Source organism: Streptomyces sp. SUK 48 (assembly GCF_009650765.1).
Classification (GTDB): Bacteria; Actinomycetota; Actinomycetes; order Streptomycetales; family Streptomycetaceae; genus Streptomyces.
The window spans coordinates 5,206,366-5,231,974 of record NZ_CP045740.1 but is presented as its reverse complement, the minus strand read 5'-3'; the positions used below and the strand labels follow the sequence as shown (position 1 = coordinate 5,231,974).

Genomic DNA, 25,609 nt, shown 5'->3' with positions numbered 1-25,609 from the left:
AAGGACACCGTAAAGTGGCACGGTCGCCCGACGGGGCGGCCGTACCGCAGAAGGGGGAGGGCGATCGGATGGCGCAGACCGAGACACCGGGCACCGAGGTGGCGCCCCGCACCCGGTTGCGCTGGTGGACCGAGCTGCCGCTGCTCCTGCTGGTCTACGGCTGCTACTCGGCCGGCCGCCTCCTGGTACGCGGCGACGTCGACGACGCCGTGGACCACGGCCTGGCGCTGCTGCGCGCCGAGAAGCTGCTCCACCTGAACGCCGAGCACCCCCTCAACCGCCTGTTCACCCGCGAGCCCTGGCTCGGGATACCCGCGGACTTCTGGTACGCCTCGCTGCACTACCTGGTCACGCCCGCGATTCTCATCTGGCTGTTCCGCAACCGCGCCGAGTACTACCGGCGGGCCCGCGCCTGGCTGATGACGTCCACGTTCATCGGACTGATCGGCTTCACCCTGGTGCCGACCTGCCCGCCCCGGCTGCTCGCCGCGAACGAGGGCTTCGTGGACACCATGGCCCACTACAGCTCGTACGGCTGGTGGGGCGGCGACGCCAGCGCCCCGCGCGGCCTGGGCGGCATGACCAACCAGTACGCGGCGATGCCGAGCCTGCACGTCGGCTGGGCGCTGTGGTGCGGGGTGATGCTGTGGCGGCACGGCGGCACCCGGCTCACCAAGGTGCTGGCCGTGCTCTACCCGCTGGGCACCGCCCTGGTCGTCATGGGCACCGCCAACCACTACCTGCTGGACGCGCTCGCCGGCATCGCCGTGATGGGCGTCGGCCACCTGCTCGCGCCGCGTGTGCTGCGGGCCGTCGACCTGGTCCGGGCCCGCCTGTTCAAGGGCTTCGGAGCCGAAGGTTCCCCGATTGTCGGTGGCGGATGCAAGACTTCCGCGGGTGAGCGAATTCCACGGCAGCGAGAGTCGCGGCCCGGCGCCGGAGCCGAGCCCGACCCCTCCCCCACGGACGCGGGCGACGGAGCTCCGGCACCGGCTCGCTGAGCTGCGCGGCGCCGACGTACCCGCGAAGGCTCTGGACGCGCGTGCCCTCGCGGCGCTGGCCGCGAACCCGGGGTGCCGCAGACGGGCGATCCTGGACGGCGCCGGGGTGGACAAGGCCGCACTGGCGAGCGCGCTCGGGGTGCCCTCCGGTTTCGGCCAGTCGCAGTTCGCGCTGACCCGGGGCAACGCGTTCGAGGCGAAGGTGAAGGCCGACGGCGGCGCCGAGCTGCTGCGCCTCGCGCACACCCGGCTCGACCCGGGCGCCGAGGCCCCGGAATCCGCCGCGGTGCCCGACCTGACCGCCCACGGCCCCGAGGGGCGTACGGCGCGTACGGCGCTCGCGCTGCGCGAGGCCACCCGCGCGGGCGGCTGGACGCTGCTGGACCACCCGATGCTCGCCCTGGACGTGGCGGGCTCGCTCGCGTTCCTGGAGCCGGACGCGGTGGTGGTGCACCCGGACGGCAGCTGGTCCGTGGTGGAGATCAAGTCCTTCCCGATGCTGGACGGTTCGGCGGACCCGGCCAAGGTGGGCGCCGCCGCCCGGCAGTCCGCGGTCTACGTGCTCGCCCTGGAGGACGTCGCCGCCCGCCTCGAACCCGCCCCCAGGGTGCGCCACCGGGTGCTGCTGGTGTGCCCCAAGGACTTCTCGAACCTGCCGGCCGGCTCCGCCGTGGACGTGCGCAAGCAGCGGGCGGTCACCGCGCGACAGCTCGCCCGGCTCACCCGGATCGAGGAGATCGCCGAGGAGCTGCCCGAGGGCACCTGTTTCGCGCCCGGCCAGGACACCGGGGAGCTGACGGCCGCGGTGGCGGCGGTCCCGGCGACGTACGCGCCCGAGTGCCTGTCCGCCTGCGAACTGGCCTTCCACTGCCGGGAGCGCGCCCGCGCGGCCGGCGCGGTCACCCGCCTCGGCCGCCCGCTCCGTGCCGAACTGGGCGGTCTGACCACGGTCGAGGACGTCCTCGCGGCGGCCCACGGCGAGCTGGGCGACCCGGACGATCCGGCGGTCGCGGCCCTGCGCCGGGCGGCGGTCCTGCGCGCGGAGGCGCTCCAGGAGGCCCGGGCGCGGGAGGTGGCGGCCGTATGTCGCTGATCGACACCCTCGCCCGTCTGGAGGCCGTCGGCAGCGGACGGGCGCAGCCCACCGCGACCGTGCGGCACCGGCATCTCTCCGCCCGCCCGCTGGTGTTCGTGCCGCTCACCACGGCGGGCGAGGCCGGCGCCCCGCTCGGCGCGCTGGTCGGCACCGACCGGGACGCGCCCCGGCTGCTGGTCGTACCGCAGCCCCGGGACCGCGATCTGCGCTTCACGTTCCTCGCCGAGCTGGCCGACGTGGTCCTGCCGTACATCGACTCCTACGCCGCCGAGGTGGAGGCCGCCGAGCGCACCGAGACCGACCCGGAGACCGGCAAGCGGGTCAAGGTCGAGACGGAGCTGTGCGCGGACGCGCCCCAGCTGATCGTGCCGAGCCGCGCGGGCCTGGCGTTCGTCCGGCTGCTCGGCCGCTCCATGCGGTTCCGCCGGACCGCCGAGCAGGACCCCGAGGCGCCCTATCCCGCGCCGCCCCGGGTGCCGCTGCTCGGGCGCTGGCTCACCCACTACGGGGAGCGGTCCCGGGTCCCCGGCTCCGCGCTGCTGCTCGCCCTCACCGATGTCCTCTCCCGGCACTGGGCGAGCGGCCAGTCGGGCCTGGAGGACCAGCATCTGGGCGCGCTGCTGGCCTGGCTCGACCCGCCGGCGGGCAGCGGCGGCGCCGAGGCCGCGCGGGCGGCCGAGCTGGACCGGGACCCGGCCGGGCAGCTGCGGTGCCCGCCGGCCGGACCGGCCACCGACCCGGCGTTCGACAACAAGCTGCTGGCCCCGGCGATCGAGCGGTACGACCGGGCGCGCACCGCCCTCGCCGCCGCCGAGGACCCGCTGGAGGCCGATGACCGGCTGGCCGCGCTCACCCGGGCCGAGCGGGAGATCCGCGGCCTGGTCGAGAGCCAGGCCCAGCCCACCTGGGACGCGGTGTGGCGGGGCCTGGACCTGCTGCGGGCACTGCCGGAGGGCGGGCATGCCGAGGAGCGCTGGATCCGGGACCGCTGGTCCTTCACCGGGCACCGGGACCGGGTGGTGGCCGGGGAGCCCCCGCAGCCGCGCCGGGACGACGCGGTGACGGCGGCGAACAAACTGGCCACCCGGGAGCGGGAGCAGGCCCGTCTGGAGGCGCAGGAGGCGCTGGACGATCCGCTGGTGATGGCGGGGCGGCGGCTGGCCGGGGAGGCGTTCGCGGGCGAGGTGACCGAGGTCGTCATGGCGTACAGCGAGGGCAAGCGGCCGAGTCCGCGCCCGCTGGTGACGGTCCGCACCGAGGACCGGCCGCATCTGGCGGAGCGCGCGAAGGTGTACCGCTCGCTGGCCGGCCGGCCGCAGTCGGCGGAGTTCGTGGAGCGGGCGGCCGAGGACGCGTTCGTGCTGCGGATCCTCGACAAGATGGGCCGCGGCAAGGAGCCGGAGCCGGGTTCGCTGCCGGAGAAGGGCGACCGGGTCTGCTTCACCCTCTTCGAGCACGAGCAGCGCGGCGGGGCGAAGCTGCCCGACCCGGAGGAGACCCCGTGGACGCACGGCGGGCCGCCCGGCGAGGCCGCGGCGGAGGCCGCCGATCCGGTCACCGAGGAGGATGTGCTGTGACGACCGTCGACGTCGACCCCGGGGCCGCCGCCGCCCGCGCCACGGACGCGATCCTCGACGACACGCTGCACGGCACGGAGCGGGGCGTGGTGGTCGACTCGCCGCCCGGCGCGGGCAAGTCGACCCTGGTGGTGCGGGCGGCGCTGGAACTCGCGGACGCGGGGCGCCCGTTGATGGTGGTGGCGCAGACCAACGCCCAGGTGGACGACCTGGTGCTGCGCCTCGCCGAGAAGAACCCCGGGCTGCCGGTGGGCCGGCTGCACAGCAGCGACGCGGACGCGTACGACAAGGCGCTGGAGGAGCTGCCCCAGGTGCGTACGTCCGCGAAGGCGGCCGACCTCGCCGGGCTGCCGGTGGTGCTGTCCACGGCCGCGAAGTGGGCGCATGTGAAGGTGGACGAGCCCTGGCGGCACGCGATCGTGGACGAGGCGTACCAGATGCGCTCGGACTCGCTGCTCGCGGTGGCCGGTCTGTTCGAGCGGGCGCTGTTCGTGGGCGATCCCGGCCAGCTGGACCCGTTCGCGATCGTCGGCGGCGAGCAGTGGGCGGGGCTGTCGTACGACCCCTCGGCCTCCGCCGTCAGCACGCTGCTCGCCCACAACCCCGGGCTGCCGCAGCACCGGCTGCCGGTCTCCTGGCGGCTGCCCGCGTCCGCGGCGCCGCTGGTCTCGGACGCGTTCTACCCGTACACCCCGTTCCGCAGCGGCACCGGGCCCGGTGACCGCCGGCTCTCCTTCGCGGTGCCCTCCGACGGCTCGGGTCCCGACCGGGTGATCGACGAGGCCGCCGCCACCGGCTGGGGCCTGCTGGAGCTGCCCGCCCGGCACACCCCGCGCACGGACCCGGAGGCGGTGCGCGCGGTGGCCGCGGTCGTCCGCCGCCTGCTGGACCGGGGCGGCGCGGCGCTCTCCGAGCGCTCACCCGACCCGGCCCCGCTGACCGCCGCCCGGATCGCCGTCGGCACCGCCCATCGCGACCAGGCGGCCGCGGTGCGCTCCGCGCTGGCCGACCTGGGCGTCTTCGAGGTGACCGTCGACACGGCGAACCGGCTCCAGGGCCGCGAGTACGACGTCACGGTCGTCCTGCACCCGCTCTCCGGCCGACCCGACGCCACCGCCTTCCACCTGGAGACCGGCCGCCTGTGCGTCCTCGCCTCCCGGCACCGCCACGCCTGCGTCGTGGTCTGCCGCGAGGGCGTGAGCGGCCTGCTGGACGACTACCCCTCCACCGAACCGGTCCAACTGGGCACGCTGGTCAAGTTCCCGGACGGCTGGGAGGCGAACCACGCGGTACTGGCACATCTGGCGGAACACAGGGTGCGCTGGCGCCCGTGACCGAGGCTCGGGTCCCTCACAGCCGACGGCACGGCGATCCCCAGGGGCGCGGGGAACCGCGCGAGCGATAACGACGCACCCGCGGAACACCACGGCGGCCCCCCAAAGCCCGGCGGCGCCCTTGCGTGCCCGCGAGACAATGGACGGTGGCCCGGCAGACCCGCGGGGCCGGTCATCAGAGCCGTACGAGGAGGAGATGAAGACATGGCGGAGCCCACGCCGCGTCGGAACGAACCGCGGCTACGCCCCGCGCCCCTGATCTTCGAGCCCGCGGAAGCGGCCGCCGATCCCGAGCACTTCTTCCAGCTGGAGTCCATCGAGGATCCCCGGGCGCTGCTGTCCCGGGCGACGGAACTCACCCAGGCGTTCCGCGCGGCCGCCGACCGTGCCGTGGAGTTCCAGGCCATCGCCGCGGCCCAGCTCGCCGATCCGCGCCGGTTCGACCGGCTGACCGCCGCCGACATCGCCGAGCGCGCGGAGTGGACCGAGGACTATGCCAAGAAGATGGTCGAGTTCGGCCGGGATCTGCTGCGCGGGAACAGTGAGGGCCGTACCAGCGCCGACCCCGTGTGATCCCGGTGCGATAAACCGACGTGATCGTCATCTGGCATATGCCAGGCGGGCAAGATACTCCCCTCCCCCTCCCCCTGTCCCGGTTTTCCGCAACTCAGCAGAACCGGTTGCTCACTGCCGGTAGACCTGGTCCGCATGAGCGGTACTCCGAACGTCACCCGCGTCACCTCCGACGGCGCCGCCTGGCTCGCCTCGGCCGGGTCGTACCCGCGGCGTGCGCCCGCCCCGGCCGTCCTGCCCTGCGGCACCGTCTTCGACGTGGTGAGCGCCCCGGTCGTCTTCGGGCGCCGGATGCTGGACCGGCTCTGGGACAACGGCCCCGGCTCCGGCCCGGTCGCGATGTCCCGTGGCCGGATGCTGCTGTTCTGCGCCCCCGGCACCGCCCACCGGCTGCCCTCGCTGCTGGCCTGGGAGGAGTGGGGCTCGCACCGCGCGGCGGCCGTACCGCCCCTGCTCTGCCACGGCACGGGCGACGCGGTGACCGTCCCCGCGCCGGACGGCGGCCCCTCGGCCGACCCCCGCTGGCTGGTCGCCCCGGACGCGCGTCACCCCTGGTTACCGGGCCCGGAGGTGCTGCTGTGGGCCGCGGTGCGGGCGGCCAGGGCGGCGGTGCGGATATCGATTTTTCCTCCCCCGGATCAGGATGCTAAGGTCTACGACGTCAGCAGGCGCCGCTAGCTCAGTTGGTTAGAGCAGCTGACTCTTAATCAGCGGGTCCGGGGTTCGAGTCCCTGGCGGCGCACGCGATGGTGATGGCGAGTTCTGAGCGCAAAAAGCGCGGTCGGAACTCGCCATCACTGTTTTTGCGCGGCTTCGCCGCGCGGTGTGGGGGCTTCGCCACCCACGCCCCCTCAGGTCGGCCCCATGGACGTCGGCCGACAGGTCAGCCCCTGAGCCGCTGCGTGATCCGCACCGTCCACGTCCCCGAAGCCGTCCGGTCCACCACCTCGACCTTCACGCCCTCCCCGGGCACGGTGAAGCTCTCGCCCAGGGCGACCGGGGCGTCGGCCAGGGGCGGGTAGACGGAGTCGTCGGGGCAGGCCGAGGTGTGCGGGTGGGCGTCGACGACCTCGATGGGGCCGCCGCCGGACTCCGCGCCGCTGCGCACCCGGTAGACGAGGATGCCCTCGCGGCAGGTCCCGCGGTCGTTGCCGGCGGCGGTGCGGGCCTCGAAGGCGAGGACGCTGTCGGGGCCGGTGCGCACCACCGCCAGCTTCACCCCGTCGCCGAGCCCGAAGGCGGGCGCCCCGCCAGCACCCGGCACCGGGACGCCGGGCCCCGCGGCGAGCGGTTCCAGGGAGATCCGGACCGGGCCCGCCCCGCGTACGCACAGCACCTGGCGCGGCTCCAGCCACCCGAGCCGCCACTTGTGCCAGGCGAACAGGTCCGGCGAGAGCCCGAACTGGCTGCCCATCAGGTCCCAGTCGCCGACGTACGTGTCCCAGTCACCCTTGCCGTCCGCCGGACGGTGGTACAGGTCGGGCAGATCGAAGACATGGCCGCTCTCATGGGCGAGAACCAGCCGGTCCGGCGGGTGCTTCTCGAACACCGTGACGACCCGTCGCACATCCGTGCCGTCCATATGGAGGGGCGTATCGAGATTGACGACTTTGGTGGCGTCGGAGTCCACACCGGGCGCGTCCGGGTCGGCGACGAGGTACACCACCTGGTAGCGGGAGAAGTCCACCGCTTTGTCGGCCACTTTGAAGGCGTCGTTCAGATAGGCGGCCCGGTCCTCGGCGGGCCAGTCCCGCCGCATGGCGTACGCCGTCGAGGGACGGGGCATACGCAGCCAGTGCGTCAGTGGATGCGGGTGCACGGTGAATCTGCCGTAGGACGCCTGCTCGAAGTAGCGGCTGGTCTCCGGGAAGTGATCGGCGGTCAGTTCGGCCGGAGTGGTGCGCGGAGTGCCGTCCGGGAAGGACAGGAAGATCATCACCGCGTCCAGCGCCCGGGTGGGGCGCGTGTAGTCGGAGTCCCAGGAGTCGACACCCTCGGAGTGGTGGGCCTCGGTGCGGTGCAGGGCGCACGGGGCGGTGGAGAAGGGCTCGGCGACCGACGGGCCGGTGAGGATCGAGGTCGCGGCCAGCGCCGACAGCGTGGTGCACACGGCGGCGGTGCTGCGCAGCAGGGGCACGGACATGACCTCCGGACGCGATTGGACAGACCCGCACCCAGATTGCTGCGTTTCGCCACTCGATGCCCTGTTTGTCTGCACCACAAGGGTGAGCGCTCCCCATTTGGGCGCCGGCGCACTACGGCGCTCGACACCCCCGATTCACTCACGGAACGTCACAACTGGTCGACGACCTCAATAACCCGTCCAGGTGCGGGCAGAAACGATCTGTCAGAAAGTCTGTCCGGTCCGGGACACTGGACGACGGCTGGAAGGGCCCGGGGCCAGCCTCTATGATCGGCACACTTTCCGGCACGGACAGAGATCGAGTGCACTGCGGGAGCGAGCGGTGAGCGGAACGTCCGAAGGGCCGACGCCCGCGGCAGACCTCGACCGGTCAGCCGTCACAGACAGTGATCACATCACCTACGACCGTGTCTTCGGTGTGGCGCCGCTCGCCATGGCCGTCGTGGATCGCGAAGGACACGTCCTGCGCGCGAACCCGGCCTTCGGCGAGCTGCTCGGCACCGACTGCGACACTCTCACCGGCCGGTCCGCCGCCGACCTGGTGGACCTGACCGCCGACGCCCGTTCGTGGCACGCCTATCGGGAGGTGCTGTGCGGGCGGCAGGCCAGACTGCGCTGCACCCGCAGGCTGAAGCAGCACGGGGGGAACTCGGTGTGGGTGCAGCTCACCGTGGTCCCGCTGACCGACGGCGAGGAGGGCGTGCTGCTGTCCGCCGCCGACATCAGCGCCCGGCGCGAACTCCAGGCGCGGCTGCGGCACTTGCAGATGCACGACCCGGTGACCCGGCTGCCCAACCGCACCCTGTTCTTCGAGCGGCTCTCGGCCGCGCTGGAGGCGGAGTCGTACGAGCAGAACGGCACCGGCCGGATCGGGCTGTGCTACCTGGACCTCGACGGGTTCAAGGCGGTCAACGACACGCTCGGCCACCGGGTCGGGGACCGGCTGCTGGCGGCCGCGGCCGAGCGGCTGACCAGGGTCGCCGACGAGGCCGGGTACGCGCGCGCCGCGACCCCGCTGGTGGCCCGGCTCGGCGGGGACGAGTTCGCGCTGCTGGTGGAGGACTCCACCGGCACCGAACAGCTCGCCGATCTCGCGGAGTCGGCGCTGGAGGCGCTCCAGGAGCCCTTCGACCTGGCCGGGCAGCGGCTGTCGCTGACGGCCTCCATCGGGGTCGTGGAGCGGCACGCGGCGGGCACCACGGCGACCGGTCTGATGCAGGCGGCGGACACGACGCTCTACTGGGCGAAGGCCGACGGCAAGGGCCGCTGGACGCTGTTCGACCCCGAGCGCAACGCGCACCGGATGACCCGGCAGGCGCTGTCCTCCACGCTGCGGCCCGCCATCGAGCGGGGTGAATTCGCCCTGGAGTACCAGCCGTTGGTGGGCATGGAGGACGGCCGGCTGTCCGGGGTGGAGGCGCTGGTGCGCTGGCACCATCCGCAGTTCGGCACGCTGACGCCGAATCGGTTCATCGGGCTGGCCGAGGAGGACGGCTCGATCGTGCAGCTCGGCCGCTGGGCGCTGGTCACCGCGTGCCGGCAGGCCCGCCGCTGGCAGCTGGCCCATCCCGGCGAGCCGCCGATCTTCGTCAGCGTGAACGTGGCGGTGCGCCAGGTGTGGGACTCCGACCTGGTGGCCGATGTCGCGGAGACCCTGGCGGACACCGGACTGGCCCCGCATCTGCTCCAGTTGGAGCTGACCGAGTCCGCGGTGATGGGCTCGGCGGGCCGCCCGCTCCAGGCGTTGCAGGCTCTCAGCGACATGGGGGTGCGGATCGCCATCGACGACTTCGGGACCGGCTACTCCAACCTCGCCTACCTCAGCCGGCTCCCGGTCTCGGCGCTGAAGCTGGACGGCTCCTTCGTCCGCGGCTTCCAGTACGAGGAGGCGCCCAAGGGGGTCGCGCCCAACCCCGCGGACGAGGTGATCGTGGAGGCGATGATCCAGCTGGCCCACCGGCTGGGTCTCACCGTCACCGCCGAGTGCGTGGAGACCTCCGCCCAGGCCACCCGTCTGCGCCGCATCGGCTGCGACACCGGCCAGGGCTGGCTGTACTCCCGCCCGGTCCCGCCGGATCGCATCTCCGAGCTGCTGGGGGCGCGGGCGTACACCGCCACCACGTGAGGGCCGGCGGCGTGAGGGCCGGCGGCGCAGCGGGAGCTACCCGGCCGTCGGCAACTCGTAGGCGTCGGCGAGGAGTTCGTACGAGCGCACCCGCACCTCGCCGCGATGCGCGTGCGTGGTGATCATCAGCTCGTCGGCGCCGGTGCGCTTCTGGAGGCCGTCGAGGCCGGAGCGCACCTCGTCGGCGGTGCCGTGGACCACGTTGGCGGACCAGGAGGCGATGAACTCCTCCTCCATGGCGCCGAGTTCGGTTTGCTCGGCCTCCGCGGGGTCGGGGAAGAGGCCGGGGCGGCCCATGCGCAGCCGGAGCATGTTGAGGGCCATGGCGCGGGTCTGGCGGCGGGCCTCGCGCTCCTCGTCGGTGGCGAGGGCGGAGACGCCGATGAGGGCGTACGGCTCGGCGAGCACCGGGGAGGGGCGGAAGGTCTGCCGGTAGAGGTCGAGCGCGGGGATGGTGTTCTGCGCCGAGAAGTGGTGCGCGAAGGCGAACGGCAGGCCGAGCATTCCGGCCAGCTGGGCGCTGAAGCCGGAGGAGCCGAGCAGCCAGACCGGCGGGCGGTGCGCGGACTGGACCCCGCCCGGGGCGCTGCCCTGCACCGGGCCGGGGATCGCGTGGATGCGCCGGTAGGGGTGGCCGTCGGGGAAGTCGTCGTCCAGGAAGCGGATCAGCTCGGCGAGCTGCTCGGGGAAGTCGTCGGCGCCCTCGTTCAGGGTGTCGCTGCGGCGCAGGGCGGCGGCCGTGGCCCCGTCGGTGCCGGGGGCGCGGCCGAGGCCGAGGTCGATCCGGCGCGGTGCCAGCGCCTCCAGCGTGCCGAACTGCTCGGCGATCACCAGCGGGGCGTGGTTGGGCAGCATGACGCCGCCGGAGCCGAGCCGGATGCGCTCGGTGTGGGCGGCGAGATGCGCGAGGATCACGGCCGGCGAGGAGGAGGCGACGCCCGGCATGGAGTGGTGTTCGGCCACCCAGTACCGGTGGAAGCCGCGGGCCTCCGTACGGCGGGACAGCTCGACGCTGGTGCGCAGCGCGTCGGTGGCGGTGCGGCCCGCGCCGACGGTCACCAGGTCCAGGACGGAGAGCGGGACGGGCGCGGTGCCCCGCGCCGTACCCCGGATGCCGTCCGCGGCCTCGCGGTTCTCGTGTGCCTGAGCTGCCTCGTCTGCCGACACGGTAGGGGCCTCCTGTTCCCGGCGTGAGCTGTGCCGGAGTGTCGTAACAGGTGGCCCTCCCCGGATATTCCGGCGCGCTCCCCCGCCCGCCACGCCCCCGCCCGCCGCGCCCCCGTTCCGGCTCTCAGACCTGGACGATCGGCTCCCGGGTGAACAGCGCCCCCAGCTCCGGCGCGTTCACCCGGCGGTCGGCGAGCCGCAGCCCCTCCCACACGGTGACCTGGTTCGCGGTGAGCACCGGCTTGGCCAGGTGCTTCTCCAGCACGCCGAGGTGGGCGGCCGTGTGCAGGGCGGTGTCCGGCAGCAGCACCGCCTCCGCGCTCGCGTCGTCCGCGCCCCGGGCCAGCGCCAGCACCTCCTCCTCGCCCCAGCGGGCGGCCTCGGCGGCCGTGCCGGTCCCCGCGGAGCGCGTCCCGGTCACCTCCAGGCCCCCGGCCCGCAGGAACTCCGCGAACAGCGCGGTGACCTCCTCGGGGTAGGTGGCGCCGACGGCGACCCGTCGCACCCCCAGCTCACGGGCCGCGTGCACAAAGCCGAAGGACGTCGAGGAGGCCGGCATCCCGGCCAGCCGGGCCAGGGTGCGCACCTGGTCCTGGGCGCCCTGCCAGCCGTGCACGAAGCCGCCGGAGGTGCTCGCCCACACCACGGTCTCGGCGCCGGCCAGCCGCAGCCGCTCCATGCCCGCGCCGAGCCGCTCGGCCGAACCCGCCCCGCGCAGCGTCTCCACCCGGCGGGCGTCCTCGCCGGGCTCGGTGTGGACCAGGTCCACCCGGATGTCGCTGCCCAGGAGCTGCTCGATGCGCGGATAGTCGTCCTCGGCGAAGTGGCCCGGGTAGAGGAGTCCGAGTGCGGTCATGTCCAGCCTTCCTGCGTGCGGTCGGGCAGTACGGGGCCCCCGCGCGCCGCCTCGTGGGGCAGCGCCCGGTACGGCCCCGCGGCCCGGGTACCCAGCCTCCCCGGGCCCGCCCACCCCGTGACCCGATCGGCCGAGAGCGGCGGGGTCCGCGGCTCGCCCTCCGGCCGAGAACCGTGCGTCCACCGTGCCGTACGCCGGGCGGGGGGAGAGCGCGCCGCAGGTCTTTGGTACTCGCTCCGGGGCGGGCGGCCGATGGCGGACCCGTCCGTGTTGACGGCGGTCGATCCGGGTGCGAGCGTGGGCGATCCGTGTGTCCCGGGCGGCCGGAGGAGCGTCTCCGGGGCGTCTCGGACGCGCCCGCCACGGACCGCCGGGAGCCGCGCATGTCGGACGTCGGGAGCCGTCCCGCCGGACGCCGGGAGCCGTCCCGCACGGGGAGCGTGCCCACCCTGCTCGTGCTGGACGCCGAGCCGCCGCCCCGGCTCGGCGCCCTGACCGGGCGCGCCCGGATCGTGCACACCGACGCGGCGCACCTGGCCGAGCGGCTGCCGGCCGCGGACGCGCTGCTGGTGTGGGACTTCACCTCGACCGCGGTGCGCGCGGCATGGCCGGGCGCGGGTCCCCGGCCCCGCTGGGTGCACACCGCGAGCGCGGGCGTGGACCATCTGCTGTGCCCGGAGCTGGCCGCGTCCGGCACGGTGGTGACCAACGCGCGCGGGATCTTCGACCAGCCGATCGCCGAGTACGTGGCGGCGCTGGTGCTGGCCGTGGCCAAGGATCTGCCGCGCACCCTGGAGCAGCAGCGGGAGCGGGTGTGGCGGCACCGGGAGAGCCGGCGGGTGGCCGGTACCCGTGCCTGCGTGGTCGGGTCGGGGCCCATCGGGCGGGCGATCGTACGGCTGCTGAAGGCGCTCGGTGTGACGACGGCGCTGGTCGGGCGGGTGCCGCGGACCGGGGTGTACGGCCCGGCCGACCTGGACCGGCTGGTCTCCCGGGCGGACTGGGTGATCGCGGCGGCGCCGTTGACGGAGGCGACGTACCGCATGTTCGGCGCGCATGTCTTCGGCGTGATGCAGCCGTCGGCGTTCTTCGTCAACGTGGGGCGCGGCGATCTCGTGGACGAGGACGCGCTCGCCCGCGCCCTGTCCCGGCGCTGGATCGCGGGCGCCGCCCTGGACGTGTTCGCCACCGAACCACTGCCGCCCGGCAGCCCGTTGTGGGACCTCCCCGGTCTGATCGTCTCCCCGCACATGAGCGGGGACACGGTGGGCTGGCGGGACGAACTCGGGCGGCAGTTCGTGGAGTTGTACGAGCGCTGGGCGGCGGGCAGGCCCCTGGTGAACGTGGTCGACATGAAACGCGGGTACGTTCCCGGCCACTGACCCGGCCGGACGCCGGAAACGCTCCGCCGGGTCCTCCCGTGGGGGTTGTGTGGAGGTGCGGGGCGGGAAGCGGGGACACGCCGTCCGGCCGGAAAACCGGGGCGCATACCTCGGACCGGCCTGGGTAGCGGCGCCGCCATGGCCCCACCACATGGGAACGACGGACATATATTCCGGCCAGAACTCAGACCCAGCCGGCGGACATTGCTCGGCTCGATCGCGGCGCTCGGGACACTGGGCGCCGCGGGCTGTACCCGGGTGGCCGCGGCGGACGGGAACGGCGGCGAACTGCTCGACCGGCTCCGCGCGCAGGGCGTCGTACGCCTGGGGATCGCGGGCGAGATCCCCTTCGGGTACATCGACAAGGACGGCCATCTCACCGGTGAGGCACCGGAGTTGGCGAAAGCGGTTTTCAAGCGGCTCGGGGTCGGCCGGGTGCAGCCGGTGCCGACCGAGTTCGGCTCACTGATACCCGGCCTGAACTCGCAGCAGTTCGATGTCGTCGCGGCCGGCATGTACGTCAACGCCGACCGCTGTGAACAGGTCGTCTTCGCGGATCCCGACTACCAGATGCTGGATTCGTTCATCGTCCGCAAGGGGAACCCGAAGGGGTTGCGCTCCTACCAGGACGTCGTCGCCAAGAGGGCGCGGTTCGCGACCGGTACCGGGTACGCCGAGATCCAGTACGCCGTCGAGGCGGGCTACCGGCAGAGCGACATCCTGATCGTGCCGGACCAGGTGGCCGGCCTGAACGCGGTCGAGGCGGGCCGGGTCGACGTGTTCGCCGGTACGGCGCTCACCACCCGCGAGGTCGTGAAGAAGTCGGCCGAGGCGGAGGCGACCGCGCCCTTCGCGCCGCTGGTCAAGGGTCAACGGCACATCGACGGCGGGGCGTTCGCGTTCCGGCCGACCGAGACCCGGCTGCGGGACGCGTTCAACACGGAGCTGCACCGGCTCAAGCGGACCGGTGAACTCTTCCGCATCCTGCGGCCGTTCGGCTTCACCGAGGCCGAGATGACGGACCTGACGGCGAAGGAGCTGTGCGGGCGATGACCTCGGGGCTCTGGAAACTGGTACTCGAGGGCGTCTGGACCACCCTCCAACTGCTGCTGTTCAGCGCGCTGCTGGCCGCCGCGGTGTCCTTCGCGGCCGGCCTGGCGCGCACCCACCACCGGTGGATCGTGCGCTTCGTGGCCGGCGTCTACACCGAGATCTTCCGCGGCACCTCCGCGCTGGTGATGATCTTCTGGGTGTTCTTCGTGCTGCCGATCGCCTTCGGCTGGCAGCTGGTGCCGATGTGGGCGGGCACGCTGGCGCTCGGCCTGACCTACGGCGCGTACGGCTCCGAGATCGTGCGCGGCGCGCTGAACTCGGTGGACCCGGCGCAGAAGGAGGGCGGGATCGCGCTGAGCTTCACACCGGCGCAGCGGATGCGGCTGATCGTGCTGCCGCAGGCGGTGCCGGAGATGATCCCCTCCTTCTGCAATCTGCTGATCGAGCTGCTCAAGGGCACCGCGCTGGTCTCGGTGATGGGCATGGGCGATCTGACGTTCAGCGCCAACCTGGTGCGCCTCGCGCTCCAGCAGAGCGCGGAGATCTACACGTACGTGCTGGTCGTCTACTTCGTGATCGCCTTCGTGCTGACCCGGCTGATGCGCGGCTTGGAGAAGCGGCTGAAGGCCGGGCTGGGCCGGGACACCGGCCAACAGCCCGCGGCGCGTGAGCCGAAGCGGGTGCGGACGACCGGGGTGGGCGGTGGTGTCGTATGACGTGGGACTGGCACGCGGTGAGCGACTTCATGCCGCACTTCCGGGACGGCCTGCTGGTCACGCTTCAGGCGCTGGTCCTCGGCTCGCTGCTGTCCTTCAGCCTCGGCCTGGTGTGGACGCTGCTGATGCGGGCGCCGACCCGGTGGGTGCGCTGGCCGGTCGGGGTGGTCACGGAGTTCGTGCGCAACACCCCGCTGCTGGTGCAGCTGTTCTTCCTCTTCTACGTGCTGCCGGAGTGGGGCCTGACCTTCTCCGCACTGGCCACCGGCGTCTTCGCGATCGGGCTGCACTACTCGACGTACACGATGCAGGTCTACCGGGCCGGCATCGAGGCGGTGCCCGTCGGCCAGTGGGAGGCGGCGACCGCGCTGAACCTGCCCAGGCGGCGGACCTGGACCGCGGTGATCCTGCCGCAGGCGATCCGCCGGGTGATCCCGGCGCTCGGCAACTACGTGATCTCCATGCTCAAGGACACACCGCTGCTGATGGTGATCACCGTGCTGGAGATGCTGGGCCAGGCCCGGCTCTTCTCCCAGCAGCGCTTCCAGTTCACCGAGCCGCTCACCGTGATCGGCGTGGCCTTCATCCTCATCTCCTACCTGGCCTCCCTTCTCCTGCGAGCCCTGGAGCGACGCCTTGTCCGTTGAGCCCCGCACCCAGCCCTCCGGCAGCGCCGCCCGGCCGGCCGATCTGATCCGTCTGGAGCAGGTCACCAAGCGCTTCGGCGCCCACACCGTGCTCGACCACCTGGACTTCGCGGTCCGGCCGGGCCGGCACGTGACCCTGATCGGGCCCTCCGGCTCCGGCAAGACCACGATCCTCAGACTTCTGATGACCCTGGCGAAACCGGACGCGGGGACCATCACCATCGACGGCGAACCGCTGTTCCCGGCGCCGGAGAAGCGGGTCAGGGAGGTGCGCAAGAAGATCGGGATGGTGTTCCAGCACTTCAACCTGTTCCCGAACATGTCGGTGCTGCGCAATCTCACCGAGGCGCCGGTGCAGGTCCTCGGCCTGTCCAAGGACGAGGCGGAGGAGCGGGCGCGGGAGCTGCTGGAGCTGGTGGGCCTCGCCGACAAGTGGGGGGCGCGCCCGGCCCAGCTGTCCGGCGGACAACAGCAGCGGGTGGCGATCGCCCGGGCGCTGGCGATGCGGCCGCGGGTGCTGCTGCTCGACGAGGTGACGTCCGCGCTCGATCCGGAGCTGGTCGCGGGCGTGCTCGACCTGTTGCGGGACATCGCGCGCAGCACCGACATCACGATGCTGTGCGTGACCCATGAGATGGGCTTCGCCCGGGACATCTCCGACCAGGTACTGATGTTCGACGGCGGCCGGGTGATCGAGTCGGGGCCGCCGGAGAAGATCTTCAGCGAGCCGGAGCAGGAGCGCACCCGGGAATTCCTCGGCGCGGTTCTGTGAGGGCGCTGCCGTGAGGGCGCCCCGGTGAGGGCCGTGGACAACGGGCGAGGTCCGGCCACTGGGACATGACTTTGGCATATGCCTCCGGGCCTTCGCCGCAGTTGAGACGGCCGCCGGGACGAGGGGGACGAGCCGGAATCTTGTCAACGCCCCCTCCCCGGCGGCCGTTTGCCCGTTATCGTGGTATCGCCGCACCGTCCGGAAACCACCGCCCCAGCAAGCGAGCGCAGAGGGGACCCACCGTGGCGCTGATGCACGAGCCGACCGCCCCGTACCACTCCGCCCAGGACGCGCTGCGCGTGCTGGAGACCGTGGCGCGCACCGCCGCCGGGGTCACCGAGACCGAGCTGGCCCGGCACACCGGCCTCGGCCCGGAGCGGCTCACCGTGCTGCTGCGGATGCTGCGCCGCGAGGGGTACGTGGAGCAGATCGGCGGCGGGGCGTACGTCACCGGCGACACGCTGCGCCGGCTGACCTCGGCCCAGGACCACGAGCGGGCCCTCGCCGACAAGCTCCAGCTGATGCTGGACCGGCTGCGCGACTCGGTCGGCGCGGCGGTCTACATCAGCCGGTACGTGGACGGCGAGGTCAAGGTCACCCAGTACGCGGCCGGGCCCGCCGCGCCCGCGGTCAACGAGTGGGTGGACTTCCGCTACTCGGCCCACGCCACGGCGGTCGGCAAGAGCCTGCTGACCCAGCTGGACCACAACGGGCGCCGCGACCATCTCGCCCGGCACAAGATGGCCCGCCTCACCTCCCGCACCATCACCAGCGACAAGCTGCTGCTGTCCCGGCTGGAGTCCCAGCCGCCGACGGTGCCGGTGCTCGACCTCCAGGAGTACGCGGTGGGCACGGTCTGCGCGGCCGTCCCGATCACCGCGGGCGCCTCGGTGGGCTGCCTGGCCGTGTCCCTCCCGGTGGAGCACGCGCACCGGCTGAAACAGGCCGCGGACACGCTGAACCGGAACGCGGCGCCGGTGCTGCTGTCGCTGGCCATCTGAGCGGACCCCGGCCGGCCGCTCGGGTGGTCATGAGCACCCCCGGGGACCAGGTAGTATTTTCTTCGTCGCCGGCCGCGAAGAGCGGAAGGCGAGAGTCATGCGCCGCTAGCTCAGTTGGTTAGAGCAGCTGACTCTTAATCAGCGGGTCCGGGGTTCGAGTCCCTGGCGGCGCACGATGACGATGGCGGTCCATGTTCGCAAAAAGCGCGAACATGGACCGCCATCTCTGTTTTTCGCGGCTTCGCCCGCGCGGTGGGGGCTTCGCCACCCACACCCCCAGCGCCGAGATCGGGCCCCTCGCGGCAGCGAGGGGCCCGTCGACGTCGCTCAGAAGGTGACGTCCGAGCAGGCGTAGAACGCGTTGCCCGTGTCGGCGATCGTCCAGACCGCGAGGATCACGTGGTGTCCGGACAGGCCCGTCGGCAGGACGCCGCTGTGGCTGAGCGTCGCCGGCGGCTGCTGGCCGTTGTAGGGCACCGTCAGGAACGGCGTGAGGTTGAGGTCCGAGCGGGACAGCGGGTGGTTCTGGTTCCAGCCCTGCTTGGTGACGTAGTACTTGAAGTCCGTCGTGGCGTGCCGGGCCGTGAACTGCCAGCGGAAGGTGTACGACTGCCCGCCGGTCACCTGGGTGGTGGGCCAGGCGGCGCCGGACGGGGTGGTCGGCGAGCTGAGCTGGGCGAACCGGTCCACGCTGCCGTTGCAGAGCTGGCCGTCGGCGGGCCCGGTGGCCGGGAAGCCCTTGGGCCCCTCGACGCTCTGCGGCTCGTACTGGATGTCGCCGCAGCCCTTGACCGTGCCGTTGGCGCAGAGCTTCTGTCTGCTGATCGGGAGGTCGGTGTAGCCGTGCCCGCTGGCGCCGCCGGTGGAGAGCGCGAACGCTCCCACGGTCACCGCACCGAGCACGACTGCGGACATTCTGGTCGTGATACGCATACTGCCGCTCCTGGAGAACGTGGGGAGTTCACTGAGCCGTGCAGGGGAAGGTCTAGACCAAGTCACAGATTATGGGCGGCACTTGAGCATGTCCATACCGGTGGCGGAGACGGCGGCTCCCCGCGTCCGGCGCAGAAGGCCACCGTGAGATCCCGCACCAGCACCTTGCGCTCGGACTCGTCCAGCTCGACCAGACCGCGCGTGGTCAGCCGGGTCACCGTGTCCTCCACGGAGTCCACCACCGAGCTGAGCATGCTGGCCCGCTGCCGGGCGTCCAGCGCGGCGATCCGGCGGCGCTCCATCGCGGCGGCGACCTCCGGGGCGTACTCCACCCGCAGCGGCCGCACGGAGAACACCTCCAGACCGGCCGGCCCGGTCTCCGCCGTCACCAGCCGGGTCAGCGTCTCCCCCGCCACCGCGGGCCCGCGCCGCCCGCCGCCCGCGGGTTCCACCGGCACCCGGGCCAGCGCCGCCTCCACGCACTCGCGCAGATACCGCTCGTGGTCCTCCAGGCCGAGCACCGCCCGCGCGGTGTCCCGCACCCGCCACACCACGAGCACCGCCACCCGCAGCGGGGTGCCCCCGGGATCGGTCGCGGGGATCGCCTCGCTGCGCCAGTGCCGCAGCCGTACGTCGACCCGCCGGCGCCGCAGCAGCGGGTTGACCCAGAGCAGCCCGGTGCGCCGTACCGTGCCCCGGTAGCGGCCGAACAGGCCCACCACCCAGGCCCGTCCGGTGCGCCCCCGGGCCAGCCCGCCGAACCCGGCCGCGCCGAGCAGCCCGGCCCCGGCGTACGCCGCCCACTGCGCGGGGCCGAGCCCCGTGCCCGCGGGCTCCGGCAGGCGCAGCGCCTGGGCGGCGAGCGGCGGCAGCACCCCCGCCCACCAGGAGGCGGCCAGGCAGCCGGTGACCCCGCAGGCCCCGGCGAGCACCCCGGCCGCCCCGGGCAGCACCCGCACCTCCCGTTCGGCCAGCTCCGGGTCGATCCGGGGCAGCGCGCGCCGCAGCGCCGGTGCCGGGCGGGCGGCGCGCGGCAGTTCGCCGGTGCCCTGCCGGCGCCCCACCACGGCGGGCTTGGGCGTGACCCGCGCCGGTTCATCGCCCTCGGGGCGGTCGCGGTCCCCGGGGTCGTCGCGGAAGAGCAGATGGACCGGGATCTCGGTGGTGGACTCGTTGCGGATCAGCCGGGCCGGGCGGGTGCCGGCGACCGTCACCGGATGGGGTCGCCCCTCGGATTCGGACGGTGTGTGGGTGGTCGTACTCATGCGTGCCTCCAGCCTCCGCGCCAGATGCGTCATGAACGTGAACTGATGGGTGGGGTAAGGCGGTCGGGGATGGGCTATGGCGGGCGGGGTGGGTCAGGAGAACAGGCGGCGCCAGGTCTCGGGGCCGACCGAGCCGTCGGCGGCGCCGCCCCGCCAGCCCTGGCCGCGCTGGAAGGCCGCCACCGCCTGCCGGTCCGCCTCGCCCCAGCGCGGGCCCGGGCCGTCGTCGTAGAACCGGCCGAACCCCTTGCGGGTCAGCTGGACCCCGAGCCGGGTGACGTAGTCGTTGCTCTGCCCCGGGCGGAAGTAGCCCTTGCCGGGGTAGCCGGGCACCCCGTGCGAGGCGGGCTCCGTCGCCTGCGGGGTGATGTCCCGGCCCCCGCCGGAGGTGAGCAGGTCCCAGGTGCGCGGGCCGGGCAGCCCGTCGGCCTCCTCGTCGTCCCAGCCCTGGGCCCGCTGGAACGCCTCGGTGGCGCCGCGGTCCGCCTCGCTCCAGGCCGGGCCCGGGCCGTTCGGGTAGTACGCCGCCGCGCCCCGGGCGATCAGCATCCGGCCCAGCTCGGTGACGTAGGTGTTGACCGCGCCGAGCCCGAAGGAGTCCGCGCCGGGGAAGTCCGGGGAGGTCCTGCCGTCGGTCGTCTCGGCGCCCGCGCTGCCGGTGGCCAGGCCCTTGTAGCGGTAGGGGACGTACTTCCCGGCGTGGCTCCAGTAGGGGTAGGGCGTGGTCCGGCTGCGGGTGTGCGGGGGTGTCTGCTCGTAGACCTTGTAGTGGGTGTGCGCGGAGTCCGTCCAGCCGCCGAAGATCACCACGTGCGAGCCGTTCTGGGGGTTGGCGGTGTTGTGGTAGAGCAGCATGTCGCCGGGCTGGAGCTGGGACTTCTTGATCTTCACGCCGTACTTGGCGAGGCTGCCCGTCCACTGGTTGCTGTTCAGGCCCCAGGCCATCGAGACATAGCCGGAGCAGTCCTGCCGGTAGCCGTCGGTCCAGTAGCGGCCCAAGCTGTACGGCACCTTCGCGGTCACCCAGGACTTGGCCCGCTTGATGATGGCGTCGCGGGTGGTGCGCGGGGTGAGGACGCCGCCGGGCCGGGCGGCGCCGCTGCCGGGACCGTGCAGGGGGGACTCGGCGCCCTGGGGGGTGTCGGGACCGTCGCCGGGGACGGCCTGGCGGTGCGTGGGGTGGCCGGCGGGCAGGGCGGCCGCCGGGGTCACCACGCCGAGGGCGGCGGACACGGCGGCCACGACGGCCATCCCGCGCCTCGCCGGGAGGTGGGCGAGACGGCCGGGCGGCCGGCGGGGACGGGCGCGCCTGCGGTGGACACAGCCGGAACAGCCGCAGTCGCGCGCGGGTTCGAACTCCTCGAACGCCGGAGCGGTCATGCGATCTGCCTCACATTCATGGTGTTTTTGTCCGCTTGTGTGCACGTTGAGCAGTTTCCCAACTGTCCGCACGGCGCGCACTTTGACGGTCCGAATGATGTACGGCGCCCTCCGGGACCCCCTGCCAGTGGTCCGGAGCACCCTCACAGGTCGGGTAGAGTTCTCTCTGTCAGCAGGCGCCGCTAGCTCAGTTGGTTAGAGCAGCTGACTCTTAATCAGCGGGTCCGGGGTTCGAGTCCCTGGCGGCGCACGATGACGATGGCGACCTGTGTCCGCAGACAACGCGGACACAGGTCGCCATCTCTGTTGTTGCGCTGCTTCGCCGCGCGCGGTGGGGGCTGCGCCACCCACACCCCCGAGCCGGTCCCGGCCCCTCCCCCCGGCGGGGACCTTTTCGTATGCCCCTCTTCACCGGGCCGCTACTCTCTGGCCATGGCAGCGCGGGACCTTCAGGAGCGGATCAAGAAGCTGATCGTGGACCGTCGGCTGCCCCCCGGGGCCCCGCTGCCGACCGAGCCGGAACTGATGGAGTTCCTCGGGGCGAGCCGGAACTCGGTGCGCGAGGCGCTCAAGGCGCTCCAGGCGATGGGCATCGTGGAGATCCGGCACGGCTTCGGGACGTACGTCGGCCCGATGACGTTCGCGCCGATGATCGAGGGCCTCGCCTTCCGCACGGTCGTCGGCCACTACCGGGGCGAGGACTCGCTGCTCCAGCTCCTCGAACTGCGCGAGGCGGTGGAGACCGGCCTCGTCTCCCGGCTCGCCGGGCGGCTGCCGCGGGCGGACCTGGCCGAGCTGGACGCGCTGGTCGACCGCATGGAACAGCAGGCGGCCCGGGGCGAGGGCCTCGCCGAGACCGACCGCGCCTTCCACGCCACGCTCTACCGGGGCCTGGACAACGCCCTGCTCAGCGAGGTCCTGGAGGCGTTCTGGGACGCCTTCCACCGGGTGCGCCGGGATCTGGTGGACGTGCCGCAGGACCCCCGGGTGACCTGCCGCCAGCACCGGGAGATCCTGGACGCGGTGCGCGCCGGGGACTCCCCGCGGGCGGAGCGCGCCATAAGGGACCACTTCGGGAACGTACGGACGCGTCTGTCGGGCTGAGCCGCGGCCGCGCGGGGGCTCAGCGGGGACGGCGGCTCCGGCGGGCGCGCAGGCCCACGGCGACGGCGGCGACCGAGGCCAGCGCGAGACCGGTCACGGCCTGCGCGGTGTCGGGTCCGGAGCCGCTGGTGGCCACGGTGGCGAAGTGCGCGGTGGCGTCGACCGGGACGGCAAAGGCTCCTTTGTCAGCTCCTTCGTCCATGGCGACGACCGTGATCCTGCCGCCCACCACCCGGTCGGCGCAGGTCACCTTGACGTCGTAGGCGCCCGGCCCGACCGCGGAGGCGACGCGGGCGCTGCCCGAGAGGGCGCCCCGGGCCCCGGTGAGGCGGGCGTCGGCGGCGAAGGCGGGCGAGGCGGCGACGGCCTGCCTCCCGGTGCAGCCGCCGACCTTCAGGGTCACCTCGGTCCCCGGCGCGGGGGCGGCGGGCGCCGCGGCGAGGGTGCCGCCGTCCGCCGCGTGGGCGGCCTGGGCCGCCGGACCGAGCGCGGCTACGACCAGCAGACCGCTGCACACAGTGAGGGGGAGTGAGCCCATCGTGAACCTCCAGACACGTTAGGAGGTTCTCCCGCCGGGGGCGCCCCCGCATCCCGGCGGGCACCCCCGCTGCTCCGTCCGGGTGAGACCGGGTTTGAGCGGCGGATGTCAGACGAGGTCGACCAGGTCCGCGATGGAGTCCACGACCTGGGAGGGCCGGAACGGGTACGCGTCCACCTCCTGCGGCTGGGTCACCCCGCTGAGCACCAGGAAGGTGCGCATACCGGCCTCCAGGCCCGCCAGTACATCGGTGTCCATCCGGTCGCCGATCATCGCGGACGTCTCGGAGTGGGCGCCGATCGCGTTCAGGCCGGCGCGCATCATCAGCGGGTTGGGCTTGCCGACGAAATAGGGCTTGCGGCCGGTCGCGGCGGTGATCAGGGCGGCGACCGAGCCGGTGGCGGGCAGCGCGCCCTCGGTGGAGGGGCCGACGTTGTCGGGGTTGGTGGCGATGAACCGGGCGCCGTCGTTGATCAGCCGCACGGCCTTGGTCATGGCCTCGAAGGAGTAGGTGCGGGTCTCGCCCAGGATCACGAAGTCGGGCTCGTGGTCGGTGAGGACGTAGCCGACGTCGTGCAGCGCGGTGGTCAGACCGGCCTCGCCGATGACGTAGGCGCTGCCGCCGGGCCGCTGGTCGTTCAGGAACTGGGCGGTGGCGAGCGCCGAGGTCCAGATGTTCTCCGCCGGCACGTCCAGGCCCATCCGGCGCAGCCGGGCGTGCAGGTCGCGCGCGGTGTAGATGGAGTTGTTGGTGAGGACCAGGAAGGGGCGGCCCGAGTCGCGCAGCTTCTTCAGGAAGTTCTCGGCACCGGGGATCGGCACGCCCTCGTGGATCAGGACGCCGTCCATGTCGGTGAGCCACGATTCGATCGGCTTGCGGTCTGCCATGTTGTGCGTCTCCTGGCATGCGTGAGATCTACGAGCGGGGGCCGGAACCACGGCGTACCGACGCCCCCAGCCTAATCAGCCCCGGCTGATCCGTACCCCGTCGATCAGCGGGTAGCCGCCGGCGCGCGCAGGGGGCGCCCGTCCAGGTCCCAGGCCGGGTCGAGGGCGAGGCCGAGATGGGTGAGGGCGGTGGCGGCCACGTCCGGCATCCGTATGTCCGCGCGGACCGAGCCGGGTGCGAGTCCGCCGCCGACGGCGATCAGGAAGGTTCGGCGTTCGGGGAGGCTGGGGCCGCCGTGCCCGCCGGCGTCGGTGTGGCCGTGGTCGGCGGTGACCAGGACCAGCCAGTCCTCGTCGGCGGGGCGTGCTTCGACCGCGGCCACCATCCGCCCGACCCGGGCGTCGGCGCCGTGGATGGCCTCCAGGTACCGCGGCGAGGCGGCGCCGTGCCGGTGGCCCGCGTCGTCGACGCCGTCGAGCTGGACGAACAGCGCGTCCGGGTCCCCGTCCCGCAGCTCGGCGGTCACCCGGTCCGTCGTACCGGCGTCGTACTCCGCGTCCGGGGTGGCGATCCGGGTGCCGACGCGCGCGGAGAAGACCTTCTCGGCGAGCGGTGCCCAGGAGGTGATCGCGCAGGTTTTCAGGTCCGGCCCGGCGGAGGCGAGGCGGGTGAGGAAGTCCGGGTAGCGGGCGAACGCGTGGCCCGCGAAGGAGTTGTCCCGCACCCGGTGTTTGGCGGGCCGGACGCCGGTGAGGATCGTGGCCCAGCCGGGCCCGGACAGCGTGGGCGCGCCGGGCTCGATGAGGCTCGGCGCGGTGAGTCCGGCGGCCGTCAGCGCGGCCAGGTGGGGCGCGTCGGCCTCCCGGATACGGCCGAGGAGGGCGCCGTCCAGGCCGATGACGAGCACTTTGGGCGTACGGGGCACGGAAACCTCCGGGGGCGAGGGCGGCGGGGCGCCGCCCCCGGTGCGGGACCGGGGGCGGCGCGCCGTGCCAATCAATCAGCTCCCGGTCGCCGACTTCCAGTCCTCGACGTACGACGTCAGGTTCTTGTCGATGTCGTTCCAGTCCGGCTGGAAGAGCTCGACGCCGTCCATGAGCCTGGTGAGAGCGATGGCGTTGGCGTCCGTGGCCTTGACGTCCTCGCGGGCCGAGAAGCCGCCCCCGATGGAGCTGACCTCGGTCTGCGCCCGCTGGGAGAGCATGAAGTCGAGCAGCTTCTTGCCGTTGGCGCTGTGCGGGGCCTTCGTGACCAGGCCCGCGGCGTAGGGCAGCGCGAAGGTGGAGGGCTTGCCGTCCTTGCCCGCCGGGAACCAGATGCCGAGGTGGGGCATGGTCTTGGACTGCGCGTAGTTCATCTGGACATCGCCGTTGGCGACGAGCAGTTCGCCCTTGTCGACCTTGGGCGCGAGCTTGCCGGTGGAGGCGGACGGGCCGACGTTGTTGGCCTGGAGCTTCTTCAGGTAGGCGAGGGCCTGGTCCTTGCCGCCGAGGTCGTGCATGGTCTGGATCAGCACGGCCGTGCCGTCGCCCGCGACGCCCGGGGTGGAGTACTGGAGCTTGTTCTTGTACGACCCGTCGAGCAGGTCGTCCCAGGTCTTCGGCGCGGACTTCAGCTGCTTCTTGTCGTAGACGAAGCCGAAGTAGTTGTTCACGACGGAGGTCCAGGTGCCGTCGGGCGCCTTGTCGGCCCCGCCGACCGCGGTGGAGCCCGCGGGCTCGTACTTCTGGAGCAGGCCCTTGGCGTCCGCCTGCTGGATGAACGGGGGCAGCGTGACCAGCACATCGGCCTGCGGGTTGCTCTTCTCGCGGACGGCGCGCTGCACCACCTCGCCCGAGCCGCCCTCGACGTACTTGACCTTGATACCGGTCTTCTTGGTGAAGTCCGCGAAGACCTTGTCGTACCAGCCGTCGCCCCTCTCGCCCTTGAGGCCGTCCGCGCTGTAGACGGTGACCTCCTTGGCGTCGGCGGCGGCGGAGGAACCGCAGGCGGACAGCGCGGGGGCGGCGAGCAGGGCGACGGCTACGGCGAGCGAGAGTCGGGTCCTGGACATGGCG

Annotated in this window: 24 protein-coding genes and 3 tRNA genes; 17 read left to right on the top strand and 10 right to left on the bottom strand. The window is 73.1% G+C overall.

The genetic code is table 11. The features are described 5' to 3' along the window. The first annotated feature begins 68 nt into the window (after window positions 1–68). The 7 genes from GHR20_RS22975 (at window position 69) to GHR20_RS22945 (ending at window position 6,323) form a co-directional block, all read left to right on the top strand. Window positions 69–1,001 (top strand): phosphatase PAP2 family protein, encoded by a 933-nt coding sequence (locus GHR20_RS22975; RefSeq protein WP_153814243.1) that lies wholly within the window; start codon window positions 69–71, stop codon window positions 999–1,001. Window position 1,002: 1 nt separating this feature from the next. Beyond that, window positions 1,003–2,094: a hypothetical protein gene (locus tag GHR20_RS22970; RefSeq protein WP_153816101.1), complete on the top strand. Its 1,092-nt coding sequence runs from the start codon at window positions 1,003–1,005 to the stop codon at window positions 2,092–2,094. Further along, window positions 2,085–3,674, top strand: coding sequence for a hypothetical protein (locus GHR20_RS22965; protein ID WP_153814242.1), 1,590 nt, complete (start codon window positions 2,085–2,087; stop codon window positions 3,672–3,674). The genes GHR20_RS22970 and GHR20_RS22965 overlap by 10 nt, the downstream gene beginning before the upstream one ends. Beyond that, entirely contained in the window at window positions 3,671–5,008 is a 1,338-nt protein-coding gene (locus GHR20_RS22960; protein WP_153814241.1) for an AAA family ATPase, read from the top strand. The genes GHR20_RS22965 and GHR20_RS22960 overlap by 4 nt, the downstream gene beginning before the upstream one ends. A 204-nt stretch (window positions 5,009–5,212) precedes the next feature. Then, window positions 5,213–5,581, top strand: coding sequence for a hypothetical protein (locus GHR20_RS22955; RefSeq protein ID WP_153814240.1), 369 nt, complete (start codon window positions 5,213–5,215; stop codon window positions 5,579–5,581). 135 nt (window positions 5,582–5,716) lie between these two features. Further along, window positions 5,717–6,259 carry a hypothetical protein gene (locus GHR20_RS22950; RefSeq protein WP_111584455.1) on the top strand — a complete coding sequence of 181 codons (543 nt, stop codon included), beginning with the start codon at window positions 5,717–5,719 and terminating at the stop codon, window positions 6,257–6,259. Further along, window positions 6,250–6,323, top strand: a tRNA-Lys gene (locus GHR20_RS22945). The genes GHR20_RS22950 and GHR20_RS22945 overlap by 10 nt, the downstream gene beginning before the upstream one ends. A gap of 141 nt (window positions 6,324–6,464) precedes the next feature. Here GHR20_RS22945 and GHR20_RS22940 read toward each other — a convergent pair. Further along, a complete protein-coding gene (locus GHR20_RS22940) occupies window positions 6,465–7,724 on the bottom strand; it encodes a M6 family metalloprotease domain-containing protein (RefSeq protein WP_153814239.1) in 1,260 nt (419 codons plus the stop codon). Between the two features lie 322 nt (window positions 7,725–8,046). Between GHR20_RS22940 and GHR20_RS22935 the strand changes: the two genes are divergently transcribed. Continuing rightward, window positions 8,047–9,849, top strand: a complete 1,803-nt coding sequence (locus GHR20_RS22935) for an EAL domain-containing protein (protein ID WP_153814238.1) — start codon at window positions 8,047–8,049, stop codon at window positions 9,847–9,849. Between the two features lie 36 nt (window positions 9,850–9,885). On the opposite strand, the gene GHR20_RS22930 is transcribed toward GHR20_RS22935, so the two are convergent. Both GHR20_RS22930 and GHR20_RS22925 read right to left on the bottom strand, forming a co-directional pair. Beyond that, entirely contained in the window at window positions 9,886–11,016 is a 1,131-nt protein-coding gene (locus GHR20_RS22930; RefSeq protein WP_153814237.1) for an LLM class flavin-dependent oxidoreductase, read from the bottom strand. Between the two features lie 124 nt (window positions 11,017–11,140). Beyond that, window positions 11,141–11,872, bottom strand: coding sequence for a decarboxylase (locus GHR20_RS22925; RefSeq protein ID WP_153814236.1), 732 nt, complete (start codon window positions 11,870–11,872; stop codon window positions 11,141–11,143). A 383-nt stretch (window positions 11,873–12,255) separates the two neighbouring features. Here GHR20_RS22925 and GHR20_RS22920 point away from each other — a divergent pair, with 383 nt between their 5' ends. The 7 genes from GHR20_RS22920 (at window position 12,256) to GHR20_RS22890 (ending at window position 17,616) form a co-directional block, all read left to right on the top strand. Further along, window positions 12,256–13,254 carry a D-2-hydroxyacid dehydrogenase gene (locus tag GHR20_RS22920; RefSeq protein ID WP_153814235.1) on the top strand — a complete coding sequence of 333 codons (999 nt, stop codon included), beginning with the start codon at window positions 12,256–12,258 and terminating at the stop codon, window positions 13,252–13,254. A 138-nt stretch (window positions 13,255–13,392) separates the two neighbouring features. Next, window positions 13,393–14,307 (top strand): ectoine/hydroxyectoine ABC transporter substrate-binding protein EhuB, encoded by a 915-nt coding sequence (gene ehuB / locus GHR20_RS22915; protein WP_153814234.1) that lies wholly within the window; start codon window positions 13,393–13,395, stop codon window positions 14,305–14,307. Then, window positions 14,304–15,023 carry an ectoine/hydroxyectoine ABC transporter permease subunit EhuC gene (gene ehuC, locus GHR20_RS22910; protein ID WP_153814233.1) on the top strand — a complete coding sequence of 240 codons (720 nt, stop codon included), beginning with the start codon at window positions 14,304–14,306 and terminating at the stop codon, window positions 15,021–15,023. Before ehuB ends, ehuC begins: the two co-directional genes overlap by 4 nt. Further along, window positions 15,020–15,670 (top strand): ectoine/hydroxyectoine ABC transporter permease subunit EhuD, encoded by a 651-nt coding sequence (gene ehuD / locus GHR20_RS22905; RefSeq protein WP_153814232.1) that lies wholly within the window; start codon window positions 15,020–15,022, stop codon window positions 15,668–15,670. Before ehuC ends, ehuD begins: the two co-directional genes overlap by 4 nt. Then, complete coding sequence (ehuA, locus tag GHR20_RS22900) at window positions 15,660–16,442, top strand: ectoine/hydroxyectoine ABC transporter ATP-binding protein EhuA (protein WP_153814231.1); 783 nt, start codon at window positions 15,660–15,662, stop codon at window positions 16,440–16,442. The genes ehuD and ehuA overlap by 11 nt, the downstream gene beginning before the upstream one ends. A gap of 242 nt (window positions 16,443–16,684) precedes the next feature. Further along, window positions 16,685–17,443 carry an IclR family transcriptional regulator C-terminal domain-containing protein gene (locus GHR20_RS22895; protein WP_194858966.1) on the top strand — a complete coding sequence of 253 codons (759 nt, stop codon included), beginning with the start codon at window positions 16,685–16,687 and terminating at the stop codon, window positions 17,441–17,443. Window positions 17,444–17,542: 99 nt separating this feature from the next. Beyond that, window positions 17,543–17,616: transfer RNA gene (locus GHR20_RS22890), tRNA-Lys, on the top strand. A 154-nt stretch (window positions 17,617–17,770) separates the two neighbouring features. On the opposite strand, the gene GHR20_RS22885 is transcribed toward GHR20_RS22890, so the two are convergent. The 3 genes from GHR20_RS22885 to GHR20_RS22875 all read right to left on the bottom strand — a co-directional run bounded on the left by GHR20_RS22885 (window position 17,771) and on the right by GHR20_RS22875 (window position 21,021). Then, window positions 17,771–18,376 (bottom strand): lytic polysaccharide monooxygenase, encoded by a 606-nt coding sequence (locus tag GHR20_RS22885; protein ID WP_148024690.1) that lies wholly within the window; start codon window positions 18,374–18,376, stop codon window positions 17,771–17,773. A 62-nt stretch (window positions 18,377–18,438) separates the two neighbouring features. Continuing rightward, on the bottom strand, window positions 18,439–19,641 hold the full coding sequence (locus GHR20_RS22880; RefSeq protein WP_153814229.1) for an SPFH domain-containing protein: 1,203 nt from the start codon (window positions 19,639–19,641) through the stop codon (window positions 18,439–18,441). Between the two features lie 93 nt (window positions 19,642–19,734). Beyond that, complete coding sequence (locus GHR20_RS22875; RefSeq protein WP_153814228.1) at window positions 19,735–21,021, bottom strand: peptidoglycan-binding protein; 1,287 nt, start codon at window positions 21,019–21,021, stop codon at window positions 19,735–19,737. A gap of 176 nt (window positions 21,022–21,197) precedes the next feature. On the opposite strand from GHR20_RS22875, the gene GHR20_RS22870 reads away from it, so the two are divergent. Both GHR20_RS22870 and GHR20_RS22865 read left to right on the top strand, forming a co-directional pair. Then, a tRNA-Lys gene (locus GHR20_RS22870) sits at window positions 21,198–21,271 on the top strand. A gap of 182 nt (window positions 21,272–21,453) precedes the next feature. After that, the gene (locus tag GHR20_RS22865; protein WP_111584443.1) at window positions 21,454–22,125 is read left to right on the top strand and encodes a FadR/GntR family transcriptional regulator; all 672 of its coding nucleotides are present in this window, start codon (window positions 21,454–21,456) and stop codon (window positions 22,123–22,125) included. Window positions 22,126–22,144: 19 nt separating this feature from the next. On the opposite strand, the gene GHR20_RS22860 is transcribed toward GHR20_RS22865, so the two are convergent. The 4 genes from GHR20_RS22860 to GHR20_RS22845 form a co-directional block, all read right to left on the bottom strand. Continuing rightward, the gene (locus tag GHR20_RS22860) at window positions 22,145–22,663 is read right to left on the bottom strand and encodes a hypothetical protein (protein WP_111584442.1); all 519 of its coding nucleotides are present in this window, start codon (window positions 22,661–22,663) and stop codon (window positions 22,145–22,147) included. Window positions 22,664–22,771: 108 nt separating this feature from the next. Then, a complete protein-coding gene (locus GHR20_RS22855) occupies window positions 22,772–23,551 on the bottom strand; it encodes an HAD-IIA family hydrolase (protein ID WP_148024686.1) in 780 nt (259 codons plus the stop codon). A 104-nt stretch (window positions 23,552–23,655) separates the two neighbouring features. Continuing rightward, window positions 23,656–24,477 carry an alkaline phosphatase family protein gene (locus tag GHR20_RS22850; RefSeq protein ID WP_153814227.1) on the bottom strand — a complete coding sequence of 274 codons (822 nt, stop codon included), beginning with the start codon at window positions 24,475–24,477 and terminating at the stop codon, window positions 23,656–23,658. A gap of 75 nt (window positions 24,478–24,552) precedes the next feature. Continuing rightward, the gene (locus tag GHR20_RS22845; RefSeq protein ID WP_153814226.1) at window positions 24,553–25,605 is read right to left on the bottom strand and encodes a 2-aminoethylphosphonate ABC transporter substrate-binding protein; all 1,053 of its coding nucleotides are present in this window, start codon (window positions 25,603–25,605) and stop codon (window positions 24,553–24,555) included. Window positions 25,606–25,609: the final 4 nt, after the last annotated feature.